We start from the raw sequence: 19,226 nt of genomic DNA, 5'->3' as shown, positions 1-19,226 counted from the left end.
AAATACTAGATGTTTAAGGAGAAATACTAAATGAATCAAAAGAAAGTTCATTATAATAAATCAGCTACCTCAAAAGATGTTGCAAGATTGGCAGGAGTATCCCAATCATCTGTTTCAAGAGCATTTGGTAGTGCAAATGGAAAGGGTGTAAAACCTGAGGTAAGAGAAAAAATTTTTCGTGTAGCAAATGAAATCGGATATGTTCCCAATTTAGTTGCACGGGGAATGATTAGTGGAAAAACTAATGTTATAGGATTGATAGTTGGTGATAGTCTAGGTCCATTTTATAACAGAATCATCAATTTATTTGTAGAAAAAATTCAAGAGATAGGTAAACAGTGTCTTGTTTTTAAAGTTCCTAGACAAGAAAGCATAGATAGTATAATTTCAAAAGTAATCCAGTTTCAAGTAGAAGCTGTGATTATTACAGCTTCAGCCATGAATAAGGTGATGGCTGAGACCTGTGAAGAAAATAATATTCCTGTGATTCTTTTTAATCGTTTTATACCTGGTATAAAAATAAGTACAGTATATGTAGACCCAATTGAAGGTGGGGGCATGGCTGCTGAATATCTGCTTAAGAAAGGTCACAAGAATATAGGATATATCCAATTTACAAGAGAAACAAGTGAAGAAATGGAAAAGAAAATTGGATTTTATTCTAAATTAAGACAAAGTGGGATTCATAATCTTAAAGAAGAATCTGCAAACTATGATTATGATTCTGGATATGAAGCAGGTAAGAGAATGTTAGCATTATCAAGTCCTCCAACAGCAATTTTTTGCACAAGTGACTTGATAGCTATTGGTGTAATGGATGCTGCAAGATTTGAGTATAAGTTGAGGATACCAGAAGATTTATCAGTGATAGGATATGATGATATTCAAATGGCTTCATGGAAAAGTTATAATTTAACAACGATTAGACAGCCACTAGATTTGCTGATTGAAAAAACAATTAATATACTTAAATCTTTATTAAATGAAGAAAATCCAGAGTCAGTAGTTGAAATGTTAAAACCAGAATTGATTGAAAGAGGTTCTACGGTTTAAGTGATTGATATTTAAGGATATGTTAAGAATGGTTTTTATAAAGGAAATTCTATAAGTGAAAGAATCTTATTTTTATAATTACTACTGATTAACATTGGATGTTTGCAAATTTTAATTTTAATGTTTTATGTAGTTATAATATTATATTAATAGATAGAATTAAAAGATGAGTCTTAAATTTGATAAGACTCATCTTTTAAAATTAAACTAGTTTACAGCTTCTTTTCCTATCAAATCCTTTAACTCTTCATGAGTCATAGTCTCTTTTTCAAATAGGAATTTAGAAACAGAATGTAAATCTTCAAGATTATCCTTTAACATCTCTAAAGTCTCTTTATAACAAATTTCAACTATACGATTTGCTTCCTTTTGAACTTTATCACATAAGAAAGTCTTATCATTTCCATCAATAGTCATAAATCCTAAGTTACTCATACCATACTCACAAACCATTTGGTTAGCTATTTCAGTAACTTTCTTTAAGTCATCTTTTGCACCAGTAGATTTGTGGTTAAATATTAATTCTTCTGACGCCTTTCCAGCAAGTAATATTTTTATCTTTCCAATCAACTCGTCCTTAGTATATATATATCTATCTTCATCAGGGAGTTGAAGAACATAACCTAACGCTTGTCCCCTAGGAACTATAGATATTTTTTGTATAGGACAAATTCCTACTATATCACTTACAAGAGCATGTCCAGCTTCATGATATGCTACTATTTTTTTCTCTTTTTCAACCAATGCAGAGTTTTTAGATTCTAGCCCTGCAATAACTCTTTCAAGTGCTTTGTCAAAGTGTTCTGATGTAATACATTCACTGTCATCTCTAACTGCAAATATAGCTGCTTCATTTGCTATATTTGAAAGATGGGCTCCATTGAAACCATGAGTTTTTTTAGCTAAAAGTTCTAGATTTACAGATTTGTCTATAGGTTTGTCATCTGTATGTACCTTTAGAATTTCAAATCTAGTGTGATAATTTGGTGCACCTATATGAATGTGTCTGTCAAATCTTCCTGGTCTAAGTAAAGCTTCATCTAATAAGTCAAGTCTATTGGTAGCACCTATTATTAATACATTGGAATCTTTATTAAATCCATCCATTTCAACTAAAAGTTGGTTTAGAGTTTGGTCTTTTTCGTTGTTACTTTCAAGATGTCTTTTTGCTCCTACAGCATCTATTTCGTCTATAAATATTATACTTGGAGCTTCTTTTCTAGCTTTTTCAAATAGAGTTCTAACTCTTTTTGCTCCTACACCTACATATTTTTCAACGAATTCTGAACCTGTAACATTGAAAAATGATGAGTTTGTTTCACCAGCTACAGCAGATGCAAGTAAAGTTTTTCCTGTTCCTGGAGGACCATAAAATAATACTCCTTTAGGTATCTTTGCACCCATTTTTTGATATTTTTGTGGTGACTTCATAAAATCGACTATTTCAAATAGTTCTTCTTTTACTTCGTCTAATCCAGCAACGTCTCTAAATGTAGTCTTTGGTTTTGTAGAAAGTGAATCATCTGTTTGATTGTCTCTTTCCATTTTTGTTTGTGCAAAGACAGGAGCTGGATTGTTGATTTTCTTAAAAAAGTTGTTTAGCATTTTCATATTCACACCTCAGGTAATTAATTATTGTTAATCAATTTTATATTTTCCATATTTACTATTTTTTATTATTTATTTTTCGTGGAAAAAATATACATCTTATCTAAATAAAAATAAATTTGTTAAATGTATGAAAAAGTGAATTTATGTATATAGAGATTGATTTTATATATTGAATAAAAATTGATGAATAAAGTGATAAATATAGATAATATTGAATAAAATGTGATAAATCTAAATAAAATGAAAATGATAAAAAATGTTATATTGTATATATTGATGGGTGTGAATCATAGTATTATGTATAAAATTGACTAAGTAGGTGTTTTTAGTTATAGTTTTAAAAGAATTTTGATTTGGGGGTAGTATTTTTTTAATATAAGTAAAAAATTAATATCAAAATGAGTAGTACAGACATATAATTAGTAGTAGGAGAAAGTAATTAAATTTTTCCTAAACTAAAAAAAATAGTTGCAAATAATTTGATTAAGTGATATAGTAAATAAGGTAAGAATAAAACAAAGAAGAAGTCCGCTTCTCACCTTACGCCAAGGGTTAGTAAGGTAAATATAAGTTAAAGTTTAATATTAATTTAAACTTGTTTAAATTTGGTAACTTATATTGCGGATGATTATGTCATCCGCTTTTTATTTTATAAAAAATTTGGAGGTGTCCTACAATTAGCAAAGAATTAGCAATCAATGAACAAATAAAAGATAAGGAAATAAGAGTCCTTTCACCAACAGGTGAACAACTTGGAGTAATGCCTACTAAAGAAGCTCAAGCAATGGCTAATAGCAAAAACTTAGATTTAGTTCAAATCTCGCCAAATGCAAATCCACCAGTATGTAAGATAATGGATTATGGAAAGTTTAGATATGAGCAAGCGAGAAAAGAGAAAGAAGCTAAGAAAAAACAAAAAACTATAGTTGTAAAGGAAGTAAGACTTAGACCAGGTATTGAACAAAATGATTTAAATACGAAAGCTAATAATGCTATAAAGTTCCTTACAAAAGGGGATAAAGTCAAAGTTGAACTTAGATTTAGAGGAAGAGAATTAGGACATAAAGACATAGGTAAAGAAGTTATGCTTAAGTTTTTAGATATAATAAAAGAGTTTGGAGAACCAACAAAAGCCCCTACATTTGAGGGGAATAATATGGTTGTAATTATAGATCCAAAAAAATAGATGATTAACTGAGAGGAGGAATTTGTCATGCCTAAAATGAAAACTCATAGAGGTGCAGCAAAGAGATTAAAGAAAACAGGAACTGGAAAGTTAAAGAGAGCTAAAGCTTATAAAAAACATATATTAACTAAAAAATCTGCAAAAACTAAAATGAACTTAAGAAAATCAACTTTAGTAAGTGATGGAGATGCTAAGAGAATAGCACAATTATTACCATACTAGGATACAGATTATAAATAATAACTATAGAAGAGGGATATAAAAGGAGGTCATAACGATGGCAAGAGTTAAAAAAGCTATGAACGCTCGTAAAAAGCATAAGAAAATATTAAAACTTGCAAAAGGATTCAGAGGATCTAGAAGCAAATTATATAGACCAGCAAATACATTCGTAATGAAGGCATTAAAAAATGCTTATATAGGAAGAAAGTTAAAGAAGAGAGACTTCAGAAAACTTTGGATACAAAGAATAAATGCAGCTGCTAGAATGAATGGAATATCTTATTCAAGATTAATGAATGGATTAAAATTATCTGGTATTGAAGTTAACAGAAAGATGTTATCTGAAATGGCTATACAAGACCCAGAAGGATTTGCAAAATTAGCAGAAGTTGCTAAAGCAAAATTAGCTTAGTATTGAATCATGATATGTAAAGTCTTTGAGTTATGTAAATAATTCAAGGGCTTTTTTATTTTTTGAAAAAGAATTATTAGTGTCAAGTACAATCAATTTTATAATGCTAAATAAAATAAGCAATACAATAGAGTTTACTTAGATTTATTATAAAAATTATTACAATTATTTATGAGAATTATAAAAAGTTATCGTAAAAGCAACATTGATATATGTATAAAATTTCCAATCAATCTTGAATTAATATTATCAACATGATAATATTATCTTATTAAGAACGTATACAGGGGGAATATAATATGAATGATAAACTGATGGATTGTTTTGTAAACCAAATTAAATGCAAGTTAATACTTGAAATTTTTTCAAATAGTCGAACTACAGCTAAACAATTAGGAGAAAAATTTCAAGATATATCAAAAGCCACACTTTATCGTTACCTTAATAAAATGCTGGAAGATGACATTATAAAAGTGGTTGAAGAAAATAAAATAAGGGGAACTGTTGAAAAAGTATATGCTATGAAACTAGATATAGCTAATGATGTGAACAAAATTATAGATGAAAATTCTGGAGAAGAATATGCCCAACTGTTTACTCAATATATGATGGGATTTTTAAGAGAATTTTATGAGTATGCTGAAAGGAAGGAAAAGGATATTATAAAAGATGGTTTAGGATTTTCTGTCTGTCCAGTATATGCTAGTATTGATGAGATAGTTGAAGCAAGCAAAAAGATTGCTAGTATACTAGAACCTCTGAAAAATAATTCACAGGAAAAAGGTAGAAGAATGCATTCTATAGGACTAATAATTACGCCACCTAAAGAATATGAAGGCAAATAGAAGATAAAAATAACAGTTTGATTTTTATGTTGAGCTGTTATTTTTATTTATAGTATTTTATTTTAGTGTATACAATAAAATGTATATCAAGCTGACATATAAAGTGATATGATATATTTAAGGAAAAATTGTATATATATGACATATTTAAAGTAAAGGGGCTGAAACTTATGAGGTTAATTACAATAAAATTGCAGAAAAGCCCCCTTCTTTAGATATGGGGATGAAAGGCAAGGTCTTAATATAAATAAAAGTCAGAATAATACTTGCAACCTAACACTACGAATGATAGATTATGTGTAGGAGGTATTAGGTTTTATGTATAAATCTAACGGAAATATAACATATGATTGTAAATATCATATAATATTTTGTCCTAAGTATCATAAACCTGTTTTAGTTGGCGAAGTAGAAAAGATGTTAAAGGAGATAATAACATATAAAGCAGATGAACTTGAAGCAGAAATAATAGAAATGGAAATAGACAAATACCATGTTCATTTAGTAATATCATGTGACCCACAATTTGGAATCCATAAAGTAGTAAAAGGTTTTAGTTCAAGAGTATTAAGAGAAAATTTCAAACATTGTAGTAAATATATTGTGAGTATACTAGGGAAAGTTTTAATTGATAATTTAAGTGCACTAGAGTAAGTCTTGTTTGACTAATAAAAAATATTGAGAACTATATGTAGATTTGATTAAAAAGGAATTTACGTATAGTTCTTTTAGTATAATAAATAGTACAAACTTATTATAATAAAGATAAAGCATGATATTAAATTTTATTATCATCCAAAAATCTAAGGGGGAGGCTTTTATGAAAATAAAATTTATTATAGTAGCACTAATAATATTTTTAATAGTATTACTCGTAGGATGTCAAAGTACTAAAGATACAGAAATCAATGTACTCGCTACAAGTGATTTACATTCAATTATTCCAGATAATTTGGTCTCTTATGTGGATAAAGAAAGAAAATATGATGAGAATCTGCTTATGGTAGATGCAGGTGATTTTTTTGATATGCAAAGTAGTGAAATGAACAAGTGGTTTACTGGACAAAAATTAGTGAGGTTTAAAGATGGTATACCGGAGTACAAAAAAATAGCTGAACCACGTGAAGGTGAGGTTCCCATAGCTAAAGAAATGGCAAAGTTGAAATATGATGCAGTTACATTTGGAAATCATGAATTTGTTTCTAATGACAAGCAAAGCCTTGATAAATTGGTTTCTGATTTTAAAAATAATAACATACCATTAGTGTCAGCAAATGTATATGAACAATCTGGAGAAAACTATGTAAAGCCGTATGTAATGAAAAATGTAAAGACTGATAAGGGAGATGTAAAGGTTGGAATACTTGGTCTGACTATAAAAGAAGTAGGAGAACGTTCAAGATTTAAAAATTTCGAGCAAGATAAAAAAGCTAGAGAACTTGGGGAGCAACCTCAATATAAAGGGAAATTATATGCAAATGATTTAGTAGAAGATGCGAATAAGTGGGTAAAGGTTATGAAAAAAGAAAAGCCAGATATAATAATTGCTATTGTACATTCAGGTGAAGAACCAAAAAAACCTAAAAATCCAGGAAATAGAATAAAAGAACTAGCAACAACTGTAGAGGGAATAGATGTTATTGTAGCAGGTCATACGCATAAAAAAATAGAGCAACACACATATAAAAATAGTTCTGGCGAAGAAGTAATAGTAACACAGCCTGGAGCTCATGGTAATAGTATATCAAAGATTAATTTCAAGTTAGATAAGAAGAATGATAAGTGGTTTATAAAAGATAAATATAGTGAATTAAAAGTGTTTGGAAAAGAAGTAAATATAATCACAACATCTGGTCTAAATCCAAAATGTTCAGATGAAATGGCAGTTAATTTGTTTAGTGAAAGAGATAGGGCTGTTCAACCTATATTTATAGATACTGGAGATTTTCTAAATACTAATACAAAAGAAATGACTAAATGGGCTAAAGAGTGGCAGTACAATGAAAATAAAGGTATACATAAAAAAATAAACGAATGGCCAATTGTATATCTTGGTTATGATGCTGTAGTACTTGGTAGTCATGAATTTACATTCGATAAAGATAATTTTGAAGAAAAAAAATCTACATTGGATTATATTATAGAAAACTTTGAGGAAATGAAGATACCCGTTTTATCGGCTAATATATATGATGAATCTGGAGAAAATTATGTAAAACCGTATATAATTCATAATGTAGAAACTAGGGAAGGAAATATAAAGGTTGGGGTATTAGGTCTTACTACTACTGATAAGGATACTGATAAGGATGAAAAAGACTTAAGTGGCTTAAGTTTAAGCAAAGGTTCTAAGACTTTGAAAACTTCTAAAGATGCAGAAAAATTATATACCAACAACCTAGTACAAGATGCAAAAGAGTGGGTAAAAGTTATGCAAAAGGAAAATCCTGATGTAATCGTTATAGTTGTACATTCAGATAACAATGTCACTCTAAAAAATCCAAGCAGTGAAGTAAAAAAACTTGCAATGTCAGTAGAGGGAATAGATGCTATTGTCGTAGGTCATACGAAAAATAAGGTAGAAGAACATATTTACAAAAATAAGTCTGGAGATGAGGTTATAGTAACACAATCTGGAGAGGATTATTATTCAAAAATAAGCCTTGAATTAAGAAAGGAAAATGGTAAATGGAACATCATTAACAAATATAGTAAAGCAATAAAAATGAAATAAGCTAATAAAGATAAAGCAATACATTAAAATAAGTAATAAAAATAAAGTGAAATAATAAAAATAAAGCAATAAAATAAAGTAAGCAATAAAAATTTAGTAAATTTATATCATAATTATATAATTAGGTGCATAGTAATATCAAATTTATTGGTGAGAATATGTTTATATTAAAAATAAGCTTAGATATAGTTAAAAAACTAAAGAATTGTATATTAAAATAAGATAGGAGAACCTTTATATTTAAGGTTCTTCTTTCTTATTTTTATTTATAAACAAGCAAAATTATCTATAAAAAAACGAATATATTTTTCTTTTACATTTTTTTGATATGCGATACCATATTCAATGATAGCATGTTCAATAATTGGACGAATAATAAATCCATCACTTTCTGTTGGTATACAGTGTTCAGGTAATATTGCTATACCATATCCACAATTTGCAAGTAGGATACTTGCTTGGTCATTTTCACATACAATATTAAAATGGCTTTGGGAATGTAATGTTATTTTTTCTTGTAATATATTCCCATGTTGAAATGGTATAAATTTAGGATTCAATATAATTAGACAGTTTGTCTTTAAATCATCAAAAGTTAAACTATCTTTTTCAGCAAGGGTAGATTGTGGAGACATAATAGCATAATTTCTAGTATTCTTTAATTTCTTAAAAGAGCACTCCTTCATATCCCTAATCATTTCTCTTGTTGAAAGTATAATATCTAAATGTTTATTGTTAAACAAATTTTTAAGCTTAAAATAATCCTCGACAAAGATTAAAGGGTATACTTGTGGAAAGGCAATTCGTAAGTCTGACAATATACTTTGTAATTTATTGAGTTCAGCATAACTAGAACATCCAATACGTAAAAAAGAAGTATTTTTAGAAGTAGCTTTTGCTATTTTTTTCTGTGATACTTCTATTTTGTTGAGTATGTCCTTGGCATCACTGTAAAACATGTTTCCCATTTCTGTCAATCGTACCATTTTTGAAGTTCGTATAAATAATTTCACACCTAATTCTTCCTCTAGATTTTTGATATGATGAGTAACTGTAGGGGTAGATAAAAAAAGTTCTTCAGCTGCTTTTGTGAAATTTAACTTGTCAGCAACACAGACGAAACATTCTAATTGTTGAGTATTCATAGAGCACCTTCCTTTCTAATTAAAAGTATAATTGCAATATGATATGATTTCAAGATAACATTAGATTTTATCTAATGTTATTGCGTTTTTTGAAATTCTCATTCAAAACCGTTCGTGATAAAATTCTAAATATTAGGCATCTAAGTATATCCATTTCTATACAGAATAAATGAAAATTGAGTCATAGAATTATAGATAATTGAAATTGTCTGATAAAACTTAGAATAAGTCAACATCTTAAAAATTAATTAGAAAAGGAGATAGAGTATGATAAAAAAATTAGCTTGTTCTATTAGAGAGTATAAAAATACCTCCATACTAACGTCAGTATTTGTTGTGTTGGAAGTTTTAATGGAAATTTTGATTCCCATGATTATGGTGGAAATGATTGATGAGGGAATTGGGGGGAACAATACACAAACTATAATACAATTTGGTACGATTTTGATTGTTTGTGTGCTTTTAGGGTTATGTTTTGGAATCCTTTCTGGAAGTTTTTGTGCTACTGCTTCTGCTGGATTTGCACAAAATTTAAGAAAGGATATGTATTATAAAATACAGAGTTATTCTTTTGCTAATATTGATAAGTTTTCAACTTCCAGTATGGTGACGAGATTAACTACAGATGTTACAAATGTTCAAAATGCTTACATGATGATTATTCGTGTGGCTGTACGTGCTCCACTTATGCTTGTATTTTCATTGATTGCTGCATTTATGGTTAATGTGAACTTATCCTTTATATTTTTAATTGCAATTCCGATTCTTGGGATTGGTCTATATTTAATTGTAAACTGTTCACATCCATATTTTGAAAGAGTATTCAATATTTATGATGACTTAAATGGAGTTGTGCAGGAAAATCTTACAGGTATACGAGTAGTTAAATCCTTTGTAAGAGAAAAATTTGAAATTAAAAAATTTGGGCGTGTTTCAGAAAAAATATACAAGACATTTGGAAAAGCTGAAGGAATTGTTGCATATAATATGCCATTAATGCAGTTTTCTATATATTGTTGTACACTGTTACTTTGTTGGTTTGGTTCAAAGATGATAGTTTCAAGTAATGCAATTACAATGACTACAGGAGAACTTTCTAGCTTAATTGCATATGCCATGAATATTCTTAATTGTCTTATGATGTTATCTATGGTTATGGTCATGATTAATATGGCAAGAGCTTCTTCTGAACGGATTATAGAAATACTGGATGAAGAAAGTTCATTAAGAAATGGTGATACTCCTGTATATCATATGGAAAATGGAGAAATAAGTTTTGATAATGTATGTTTCAGTTATGTGGATGATAAAGAAAAAGAATGTCTAAAAAATATTTCATTTCATATAGAAGCTGGTTCAACATTAGGTATTATTGGCGGAACTGGAAGTGGGAAAAGTTCACTGGTACAGTTAATACCACGTCTTTATGATGTTACAGAGGGAAAAATTACAATAGGAGGTATAAATGTAAAAGATTATGATTTATTTACACTTCGTAATGAGGTAGGTATGGTTCTTCAAAAAAATGAGTTGTTTTCTGGGACAATTAAAGATAATCTTCTTTGGGGAAATAAATCTGCTAGTGAAGAAGAAATGATACATGCTTGTAAATTGGCACAGGCAAAACCTTTTATTGAGACATTTTCAGATAAATACGACACATATATTGAACAGGGAGGGACAAATGTTTCTGGTGGTCAAAAGCAAAGACTATGTATTGCAAGAGCTTTGTTAAAAAAACCAAAGATTTTAATACTTGATGATTCTACAAGTGCAGTGGATACAAAAACAGATTCAATGATTAGAAAGTCATTCAGCGAGGAAATACCAGAAACTACAAAAATTATTATTGCACAACGTATTTCCTCAGTGGAAGATGCTGATTATATTATCGTTATGGATAGTGGTAAAATCAATGGGTATGGTACACATGAGGAGTTACTAAAAACAAATGTAATCTATAAAGAAATCTATGATTCACAAACGAAGGGAGATGATAAGTAATGGAAACAAAAGTACTTAGTGTATGGAAACGACTGTTATCTTATATTGTAGGGAGACATAAGGTTTTATTTGGTACAGTTGTTATATGTATTCTTTTTAGTTCTTGTACTATTGTTATAAGTTCTTTGTTTTTGCAAATATTGATTGATGACTATATCACTCCACTTTTGCTTGAAGATAATCCATCATTTAGTGGATTACTATATACAATTCTTCTAATGGCATGTATTTATATCTTAGGGGTTGTCGCAACGTTTCTCTATAATAAAATTATGGTAAAGATTTCTCAAGGAACTTTGAAAGAGATTAGAGATGACATGTTTATACATATGCAAAAACTTCCTATTCGTTATTTTGATACTCATACACATGGAGATATTATGAGTCATTACACAAATGATACAGACACATTGCGTCAGTTTATTTCACAGGCATTGCCACAATTTATTTCAGCTATTATTACAGTAGTTGTTATATTGATTTCTATGTTTATAAGTAATGTACCCTTGACACTCTTAGTTTTAATAGTTACAGTCATTATGAGTATAGCTACCAAAAAGATTGGTGGTATAAGTGCAAAATATTTCATAAAACAACAAAAAACACTAGGCAATATCACAGGTTATATTGAAGAAATGATAAATGGTCAAAAAGTTATTAAAGTGTTCTGCCATGAAGAAGAGGCAAAACAACAGTTTGATAAAAAGAATAATAATTTATGTTTAGATTCTACACAAGCAAATAAATATGGTAATATACTTATGCCAACCGTTATGCAACTTGGAAATCTCCAATATGTGTTAATTGCTCTTTTTGGAGGACTTATGGCATTACATAGTGTAGGTTCTATTACGGTTGGAATGATTGTAGCTTTCTTGAACTTGTCAAAAACATTTTGTATGCCTGTTTCACAGATTGCACAGCAAATTAGTATGATGTCTATGGCGTTGGCAGGAGCAGAACGTATATTTGAATTAATTGATGAAGAACCTGAAAAAGATAATGGATATGTCACACTAGTACATGTTAGATTCAATAATGGTAAATTAATTGAAACAACTGATAATACAGGAATATGGGCATGGAAATATCCTCATCATGATGGTACAATAACATATACTCCATTAAAAGGGGATATTCAGTTCTTTGATGTTGATTTTGGATATACAGAAAAGAAATTAGTATTACACAATATAGTTTTGGAAGCAAAAGCAGGAGAAAAAATAGCATTTGTTGGTGTAACTGGGGCTGGAAAAACTACTATTACAAACTTGATTAACCGTTTTTATGATTTAGCAGATGGGAAAATTCGATATGATGATATCAACATCAATAAAATTAAAAAGACAGATTTACGCCGTTCACTGGGCATTGTCTTACAAGATGTCAACTTATTTACAGGAACAATTATGGATAATATAAGATATGGTAAGATGGACGCTACAGATGAAGAGTGTATTGAGGCTGCTAAACTATCAAATGCACATGATTTTATTACCAGACTGCCAAATGGATATCAGACTATATTAACACAAAATGGTGCAAGTCTTTCACAAGGTCAACGACAATTAATCTCGATTGCTCGTGCAGCAGTTGCAAATCCACCAGTGATGATTCTTGATGAAGCTACATCTTCTATTGATACACGTACAGAAACGTTGGTACAGAAAGGTATGGACAATCTTATGAAGGGTAGGACTGTTTTTGTAATAGCACATAGATTGTCCACTGTTAGAAATTCAGATGCAATTATAGTTCTTGAACATGGACGAATAATAGAGCGAGGTAATCATGATGAGTTAATAAATAAAAAAGGAGTTTATCATAGTCTTTATACAGGGTCATTTGAGTTAGAATAAGAGTATAGATTATAATTTTTATAGTGTATTTTTGTATAAATTAGTAAAGTAATTAAAAGTCCCTTTATCATTTATTGAAAATGATATGAATATAACGCCTGAATAGAGGGCGTTTTATTTGTAAAAAATAAGTTTACAAGTTTGAATGTATAAACTTACTTTAAAGGAGAAAAATTATGAGTTATAAGAAGATTGCAATTATAACTGGTGCTAATAGTGGTTTTGGTAAGGAGTTTCTAAAGTTATTAATAAATGAGGAGGAAATAACAGAGATATGGGCAATCGCAAGAAACAAGGCACGATTAAATCAATTAGTAGATGAATTTGGGAGTAAAGTAAAAGTTTTTTCAAAAGACTTATCAAAATTAGAAGAAGTAAAAGAAATTGATAACCTTTTAAATAAAGAAAATATATGTATAAAGTACCTTATAAATAATGCAGGTTTTGCAAAGTTCTGTTCATACAATGATTTGAGTATAGATGAATCTATTAATATGATTGATTTAAATATTAGTGCTGTTGTAGCATTGGGACTTATATGTATTCCATATATGAAAAAGGAAAGTCATATCATAAATATTTCTTCACAAGCATCATTCCAGCCATTGCCATATCAAAATATTTATAGTTCAACTAAAGCATTTGTAAGAAATTATACAAGAGCATTAAATGTTGAACTTAAAAGTAAAGGAATAAATGCAATTGTTGTATGCCCAGGGTGGATGAGTACAAACCTATTTAAGAGAGGTATAGTTGTCGCTAAAAAAGGGACAAAAAATTTCTCAGGCATAGTAACTCCAGATGTTGTCGCTAAAAAAGCATTGAAGGATACAAAGAAAAATAAAGATATTTCTGTGTATGGTATCAATACAAAAGCCAGTCATTTATTAGCAAAACTATTGCCTCAAAAGATAATGATGAAGGTATGGTTAAAGCAACAGCATATTAAGGAATAAGGGTTTTAGATGATGTTCTATTTAGGTTATACGTTTTGCACAATGGTAGACAAGATAAAATACTGCTGTTTAAAACACAAGTGAAATAATATCTGCACAAATTAGTCGGCTTTGCGAAAAATTGAAAATAGCTCCTGACCTGCCAGAGTTTATCAAATCCAAACGGAGTATGGGCTACAGTTTCAATCACGATTGTGATAAACTATGCTAGACTTTTCCACGAACAAACAAAGCCATGACAAAGCGGCTTATCTAATGTTGATAAGCCGTTTAGAATGTAGATAAACTATATTTTGATTTTAATTTATGTATGGCTGAATTTTTATACAGGTAAAAGCAGTGATAGTTTGAAGTCACTTCTTTTGACTACACTATTAAATTGAAATTTACTGATTTTGTATTATAATTATTATTTTATGCTTTATACTATAATTTCCATACCGTCATATGCAAAGTAAATATTATCAAGTTTCTTCTCTAATTCACTGTAATAACCATATGATTTCCCCCACATTTCGTCAATATGTGTAACTATAATCTTTTTAATTCTATAATAGTTTTTAATTTCAATAATCTCATCTAAAGTAAATATTTCATCTTTAAATGGTGTGTCTTTAAGTTCTGTACCACCATTTAATATGCCATCATCAGAAACTAAACTTATTATTAAAATATCTGCGTCAAAGTACATATCATTATGAGTAAACGGCTTGGGATTACAGCAGGCGTATATGACTTTTTTTCCATTTTCTTTGATAACATAGAAGGTTATATTCCTGTCTGGATTGTTGTTAATCAAATCAATATCAAAATTATTTATCTTTATATGTGAAGTTTCATTAACAGAAATACAATTCAAAACATCGCCATAATATTTAAGACAATCTAGATTCGTTCGGTTTATATCTTCAATTACTTCAGGAAGCGCATAAAAACCAATGGGCATATTTTCGCCTGTGATAAAGTCACAGCCGATTTTTTCGACAATTCTAATACCTTTAACATGGTCTGGGTCATGGTGAGAAATTGAAAGATGTTTTACTTCCGATATTTTTTGTCTGTTGCAGGCTACTGCAATATCTTCAGGCGTGTCTATCAACATTTTTATATCATCAATATATAGACTTGGTCCTAATCGTTCATATCTTCTGCCTTTTTGCCTAGCTTCTTCACATATTTTGCATTTACAAAATGAACTTGGAATAATTGACATACCGCCACTACCAATAATTTTTAATTTCAAAGTTATTACACCACCTTATTAAAGTGTTAGATTATATAAATATTCTACAATTACAATTGCTTAACAAAATTTTGAGTTAATAAATTATATCACATGTAAATATGAAAGAATAGTAGAGAATTTTTATATTATATATTCAATATCTTATATAAAATTTACTTTGTTTAAAGTCTAAGTGGCTTATCCAATATTGATAAGACGCTTTTCTTGTCATAAGATATGATTCTCATACAAGGTTCATGTAATTTTGATGTAATACACTTATTACCAGTATACATACTACTAACGAGCATATTTCTATAGAATGGAAGATATAATTTTTTATGATTATCATTGTACCATTGTCCAAAACAGTTAAAAAGAGTAGAGTACAAAGAAATTATTTGTACTTTACTATTTTATTGTTTTATTACAAAAACTAATTTATATCAGTAATTCAAATATGTTTAACTAAAGTATAAGGATTGTATATAATCTTATAATAAATTTATCTGACAAATTAAGATAATATCTTAATTAAATTATAGGTACTTATATATAATATTATAAGCAATTTATCTGGAAAATTAAGATATTATTTTAATTAAATTATAAGTATTTGTACACAATCTTATAGTGAATTTATCTGACAAATTAAGATACTATCCAATTAATATATAAGATAAAGTTACTTCTTTTTAACTGGGAAGCATACCTCTGTTACCCAATTATCAGGATTATTGTCGTTACCAGGACTTATATGATAAATATTAAACATAGGAGCATCCACCTCATAATTATTGTCTGATATCCAAGTACCAATAGCTTCACAAGCATCTGCAACTTGATTGAAATTTCCATTAACAATTGCAGTTGCGGCAGTTACACTTGGTACAGTCTTAAATTTAACATGTTCAGTATCTTTATACTTTCCAGATACAGCAACTTGTACTTCAACATCTACATAATCTTCTTTATATCCAGTATCATAAAAGACTGCTTTAGAATGATTTGGAGATTCAATTTGGACATTCTGGTCTTTTGTCTCTGAAAATGCTTGATGCCATAACATTCCTTCATCTTGATAAGTTGGTATAACCCTTCTAAGTGTCATCATATATTTTGGTGCAAAATTCTTTACAGTTACATCATAGTTTTTCATAGTATCATTTCCTCCAATTCTTTTAATAGTAGTTTCTATTTTCAGTAGTTTTTTCTGTGTATCTTCTAATTGTTCTTTTACTTGAGAATGATGGATATTTAGATATTTTATAAGACTTTCTTTATCGTTGTATTCTGTCAAAATTTCTTTTATAGAATACAAGCCAAAGCCCATATCTTTTAGTGCATGGATTCTATTTGTAGTAGAAAGTTGGTCTGCACTATAGTATCTATATCCATTCGTTTTATTCGTATGAGAAGGAGTTAAAAGTCCAATTTCGTCATAATGACGTAGCATACGAATGCTAATTTTACTTAGCTTTGAAAAATCGCCTATCCTAAACATGTTTTTGTCTCCTTTATAAAGGTATTTTTAGCTTAATTTTTACAGGTATATTTTTATTGATTTCCATAATCCTTTTAATTATATATATGAAAAAATAAAAATATTATATTAATAGGTAAAGCGTCAGAAATTCTAAAGATAAGAGTTTTTAAAATTTCTGACGTCTTTATCAGTATATTTTATTAAACATTAATAATGTAGTCAATATTGTATATTAAAAAGTATTACTTGTTGAAAGCTAATACTGAATCTTAAAAATAAGAATTACCTGTTAAAAGCTAATACTAAATCTTAAAAATAAGTATTACCTGTTAAAAGCTAATATTAAATCTTAAGAATGAATACAAAGTATTAGAAATTAAGAAGCATTTTTTAGCTCAAGTGGATTATCTATGCCAAAATAATCATATAAAGCAGAGCTTATTTCCTCTAAATTCCCATTTTGGAAAGGTAATTGTAAATTCACCTTTTCTACCACATCCTTAAATCCTGCATCAGTGTTTTGATTTAAAAAATCCATATATACACCAACTGCTTTTCTGTAATCATCTTGTGACAGTTCCCATATCTGAAGTGATACGTCAGAAGCAAGACCATAACTCAAGTAATAAAAAGGAACTTGGAAGTTATGAGATACAAGTATCCAAAATGGAGCATTCTTTTCTTTAAGTACATTATTGGATACTCCATATTCTTCCTCTAAATTAAAAAATAACTTATTTATATCATTTAAACTCATATATGGATTTTTGTATATAATTTCTTGAAATTCATCATAAAGACAAGCGTCAATAATAGTATTTAGAACAATTGATAAGTGTTCTTTTTTTATAGCTTCAGATTGTTTACCAAAAAAATCATCAAAATATTTGTAAAATAGAATTTCTAAAGATGTTGAATGAACTTCACATATGTCTATACTTGGCTGTATCTTATTATTTAGATTAATGCTGTTGTAGTAATTATAAAAATGACCAAACTCATGAGCAAAACTAGTAACCCCTAAAAAAGAATTGTCCCATGTATTAAACAAAAAAGGTGCTTTATACTTAGTTATATAAGTAGTATATCCTCCTGGAGATTTATTCTTTCCAGAAGAATAATCGTACAAGTCATATTTTTTCATATAGTCGAAGCTCTCTTTTAGTTTTGGAGATATATCTTCAAGTACCTTATCAAATTTCCTAAATGAGCGATTCTTATATACTTTAATATAAATAGAAGAATCAGCAGGTTTTGATGAAATCTCTCTATATAATGGTACTATGTACTCCTTTACATCTTGTCTAAATTTTTTAGCTTCTTCTTGAGAATAGTCTTTGTTTAGGTTCATATAAGCATATTCTATATAATTTTTAAATCCTAGCTTACTTGCTATTTCAGTTCTTGTCTGTACAAGTTCTAAAAAAATATTACCAAATATAGGGTTGTATTTTTTTAAGTAATCTGAATAAATTTTTACATATTCTTCAGGGCTAAGGTTTGGTCTTGATAAGGCTTCTTCAAAGTCTATCTCTATATCATCTACTGGTACTGTAGACTTAGATAACAAGTCTTCATATTTTACAACTAGGTCTTGCTCTTTTTTAAGTAGACCTTCAACTTCTTTAGAATTAAGTTTCCCAATGTTCTTTAGATAATTAAATGTATCTTTTCCAAGTTCTTTTTCTAATTCTTTAGAGTATTTAGAAGTTACAAATCTATCTTGAAAGTCTTTGTATGACATGTCAACATCAACTGATTTACTCATAAGATACTTGTATTCTTTAGAGTAAAATTCTTCTGATGAATCTATATTGTTTCTAATTTTTGCTATAGTAAGTGTACTATAAAAATCTTGATAAATTCTATCAACTTCATTAAATAAATTTAATTGTTCTTTGGCGGTTTTAGATGTTAAAAGTTTATCGCTATACATGTTAATATTTTCGCAAATAGCCTTTATATCAGGACGCTTATATTCCATTTTTTCAAAGGGAATAGTTCCTCTAGCAGAATCTTTTTTTGTATCATTAGTATAATTTCTTATGTATGAAGCAAATATAATAAAAACTGCAATTAAAATTAGAAAAACAAATATTTTTTTCTTGGATTTAACCATAAAAATCCTCCAATCATGGATATAGTTATTAATTATTTTACTATATTAAATATAAAAAATGCATGTTAAGAAAATTTAACATAAAGATATAGATAAGATTATAAATAATATAAAAAATTCAACTTCAAAGAAAGTATATGAAATTTGTTCTGGTAAAATGATAAATAAATTTTAAGTACAAAATAGTAAAAGTTATGATAGTTTTAGACCTGTTATATGTAAAAAATATAGATGTTTTTGGTGCAATTTAAATTAAAAGACATATATATAAATTTGAAATATTCCAAACAAGAATTATAAAAATTCATATCATTGTCTTTATACAATATTTATACTATAATAGAATAATAATTTAGAGGAAAGCTCTAA

General features: G+C 28.5%; 15 protein-coding genes. 10 read left to right on the top strand and 5 right to left on the bottom strand.

What is annotated here, in order from left to right; translation table 11 throughout:
• Nucleotides 1-30 precede the first annotated feature (30 nt).
• Entirely contained in the window at nucleotides 31-1,053 is a 1,023-nt protein-coding gene (locus KGF39_RS00475) for a LacI family DNA-binding transcriptional regulator (protein WP_227820767.1), read from the top strand.
• Between the two features lie 207 nt (nucleotides 1,054-1,260).
• Here KGF39_RS00475 and KGF39_RS00470 read toward each other — a convergent pair whose 3' ends face one another.
• Nucleotides 1,261-2,664, bottom strand: coding sequence for an ATP-dependent metallopeptidase FtsH/Yme1/Tma family protein (locus KGF39_RS00470; RefSeq protein WP_003439135.1), 1,404 nt, complete (start codon nucleotides 2,662-2,664; stop codon nucleotides 1,261-1,263).
• A gap of 676 nt (nucleotides 2,665-3,340) precedes the next feature.
• Here KGF39_RS00470 and infC point away from each other — a divergent pair.
• The 6 genes from infC to KGF39_RS00440 all read left to right on the top strand — a co-directional run bounded on the left by infC (nucleotide 3,341) and on the right by KGF39_RS00440 (nucleotide 8,063).
• Nucleotides 3,341-3,850 (top strand): translation initiation factor IF-3, encoded by a 510-nt coding sequence (gene infC / locus KGF39_RS00465; protein ID WP_107594153.1) that lies wholly within the window; start codon nucleotides 3,341-3,343, stop codon nucleotides 3,848-3,850.
• 27 nt (nucleotides 3,851-3,877) lie between these two features.
• Nucleotides 3,878-4,072 (top strand): 50S ribosomal protein L35, encoded by a 195-nt coding sequence (gene rpmI / locus KGF39_RS00460; RefSeq protein WP_003418222.1) that lies wholly within the window; start codon nucleotides 3,878-3,880, stop codon nucleotides 4,070-4,072.
• A gap of 55 nt (nucleotides 4,073-4,127) precedes the next feature.
• Entirely contained in the window at nucleotides 4,128-4,484 is a 357-nt protein-coding gene (gene rplT, locus KGF39_RS00455) for a 50S ribosomal protein L20 (RefSeq protein WP_003423569.1), read from the top strand.
• Between the two features lie 299 nt (nucleotides 4,485-4,783).
• Nucleotides 4,784-5,329 (top strand): hypothetical protein, encoded by a 546-nt coding sequence (locus tag KGF39_RS00450; protein WP_227820766.1) that lies wholly within the window; start codon nucleotides 4,784-4,786, stop codon nucleotides 5,327-5,329.
• 318 nt (nucleotides 5,330-5,647) lie between these two features.
• The gene (gene tnpA / locus KGF39_RS00445) at nucleotides 5,648-5,983 is read left to right on the top strand and encodes an IS200/IS605 family transposase (RefSeq protein WP_227820765.1); all 336 of its coding nucleotides are present in this window, start codon (nucleotides 5,648-5,650) and stop codon (nucleotides 5,981-5,983) included.
• Between the two features lie 166 nt (nucleotides 5,984-6,149).
• Nucleotides 6,150-8,063, top strand: a complete 1,914-nt coding sequence (locus tag KGF39_RS00440; RefSeq protein WP_227820764.1) for a metallophosphoesterase — start codon at nucleotides 6,150-6,152, stop codon at nucleotides 8,061-8,063.
• A 266-nt stretch (nucleotides 8,064-8,329) separates the two neighbouring features.
• Here KGF39_RS00440 and KGF39_RS00435 read toward each other — a convergent pair whose 3' ends face one another.
• On the bottom strand, nucleotides 8,330-9,208 hold the full coding sequence (locus KGF39_RS00435) for a LysR family transcriptional regulator (protein WP_054272632.1): 879 nt from the start codon (nucleotides 9,206-9,208) through the stop codon (nucleotides 8,330-8,332).
• 267 nt (nucleotides 9,209-9,475) lie between these two features.
• On the opposite strand from KGF39_RS00435, the gene KGF39_RS00430 reads away from it, so the two are divergent.
• The 3 genes from KGF39_RS00430 to KGF39_RS00420 all read left to right on the top strand — a co-directional run bounded on the left by KGF39_RS00430 (nucleotide 9,476) and on the right by KGF39_RS00420 (nucleotide 14,027).
• On the top strand, nucleotides 9,476-11,212 hold the full coding sequence (locus KGF39_RS00430) for an ABC transporter ATP-binding protein (protein WP_227820763.1): 1,737 nt from the start codon (nucleotides 9,476-9,478) through the stop codon (nucleotides 11,210-11,212).
• A complete protein-coding gene (locus KGF39_RS00425; RefSeq protein ID WP_227820762.1) occupies nucleotides 11,212-13,071 on the top strand; it encodes an ABC transporter ATP-binding protein in 1,860 nt (619 codons plus the stop codon). Before KGF39_RS00430 ends, KGF39_RS00425 begins: the two co-directional genes overlap by 1 nt.
• A gap of 176 nt (nucleotides 13,072-13,247) precedes the next feature.
• Complete coding sequence (locus tag KGF39_RS00420; protein WP_227820761.1) at nucleotides 13,248-14,027, top strand: SDR family NAD(P)-dependent oxidoreductase; 780 nt, start codon at nucleotides 13,248-13,250, stop codon at nucleotides 14,025-14,027.
• Between the two features lie 421 nt (nucleotides 14,028-14,448).
• Here the strand turns inward: KGF39_RS00420 and KGF39_RS00415 are convergent, their stop codons facing one another.
• From KGF39_RS00415 to KGF39_RS00405, 3 genes are all read right to left on the bottom strand, one after another.
• Nucleotides 14,449-15,270 (bottom strand): metallohydrolase, encoded by an 822-nt coding sequence (locus KGF39_RS00415; protein WP_227820760.1) that lies wholly within the window; start codon nucleotides 15,268-15,270, stop codon nucleotides 14,449-14,451.
• 667 nt (nucleotides 15,271-15,937) lie between these two features.
• The gene (locus tag KGF39_RS00410) at nucleotides 15,938-16,756 is read right to left on the bottom strand and encodes a MerR family transcriptional regulator (RefSeq protein WP_227820759.1); all 819 of its coding nucleotides are present in this window, start codon (nucleotides 16,754-16,756) and stop codon (nucleotides 15,938-15,940) included.
• A 358-nt stretch (nucleotides 16,757-17,114) separates the two neighbouring features.
• A complete protein-coding gene (locus KGF39_RS00405; RefSeq protein ID WP_227820758.1) occupies nucleotides 17,115-18,857 on the bottom strand; it encodes a peptidase M3 in 1,743 nt (580 codons plus the stop codon).
• Nucleotides 18,858-19,226 lie beyond the last annotated feature (369 nt).

The sequence above is a fragment of the Clostridioides sp. ZZV14-6345 genome (genome assembly GCF_020657775.1).
In the GTDB taxonomy this organism is placed as follows: Bacteria; Bacillota; Clostridia; order Peptostreptococcales; family Peptostreptococcaceae; genus Clostridioides; species Clostridioides difficile_D.
Note: the sequence above shows the minus strand (reverse complement) of the source record. Positions and strands in the feature narration are given on the sequence as shown.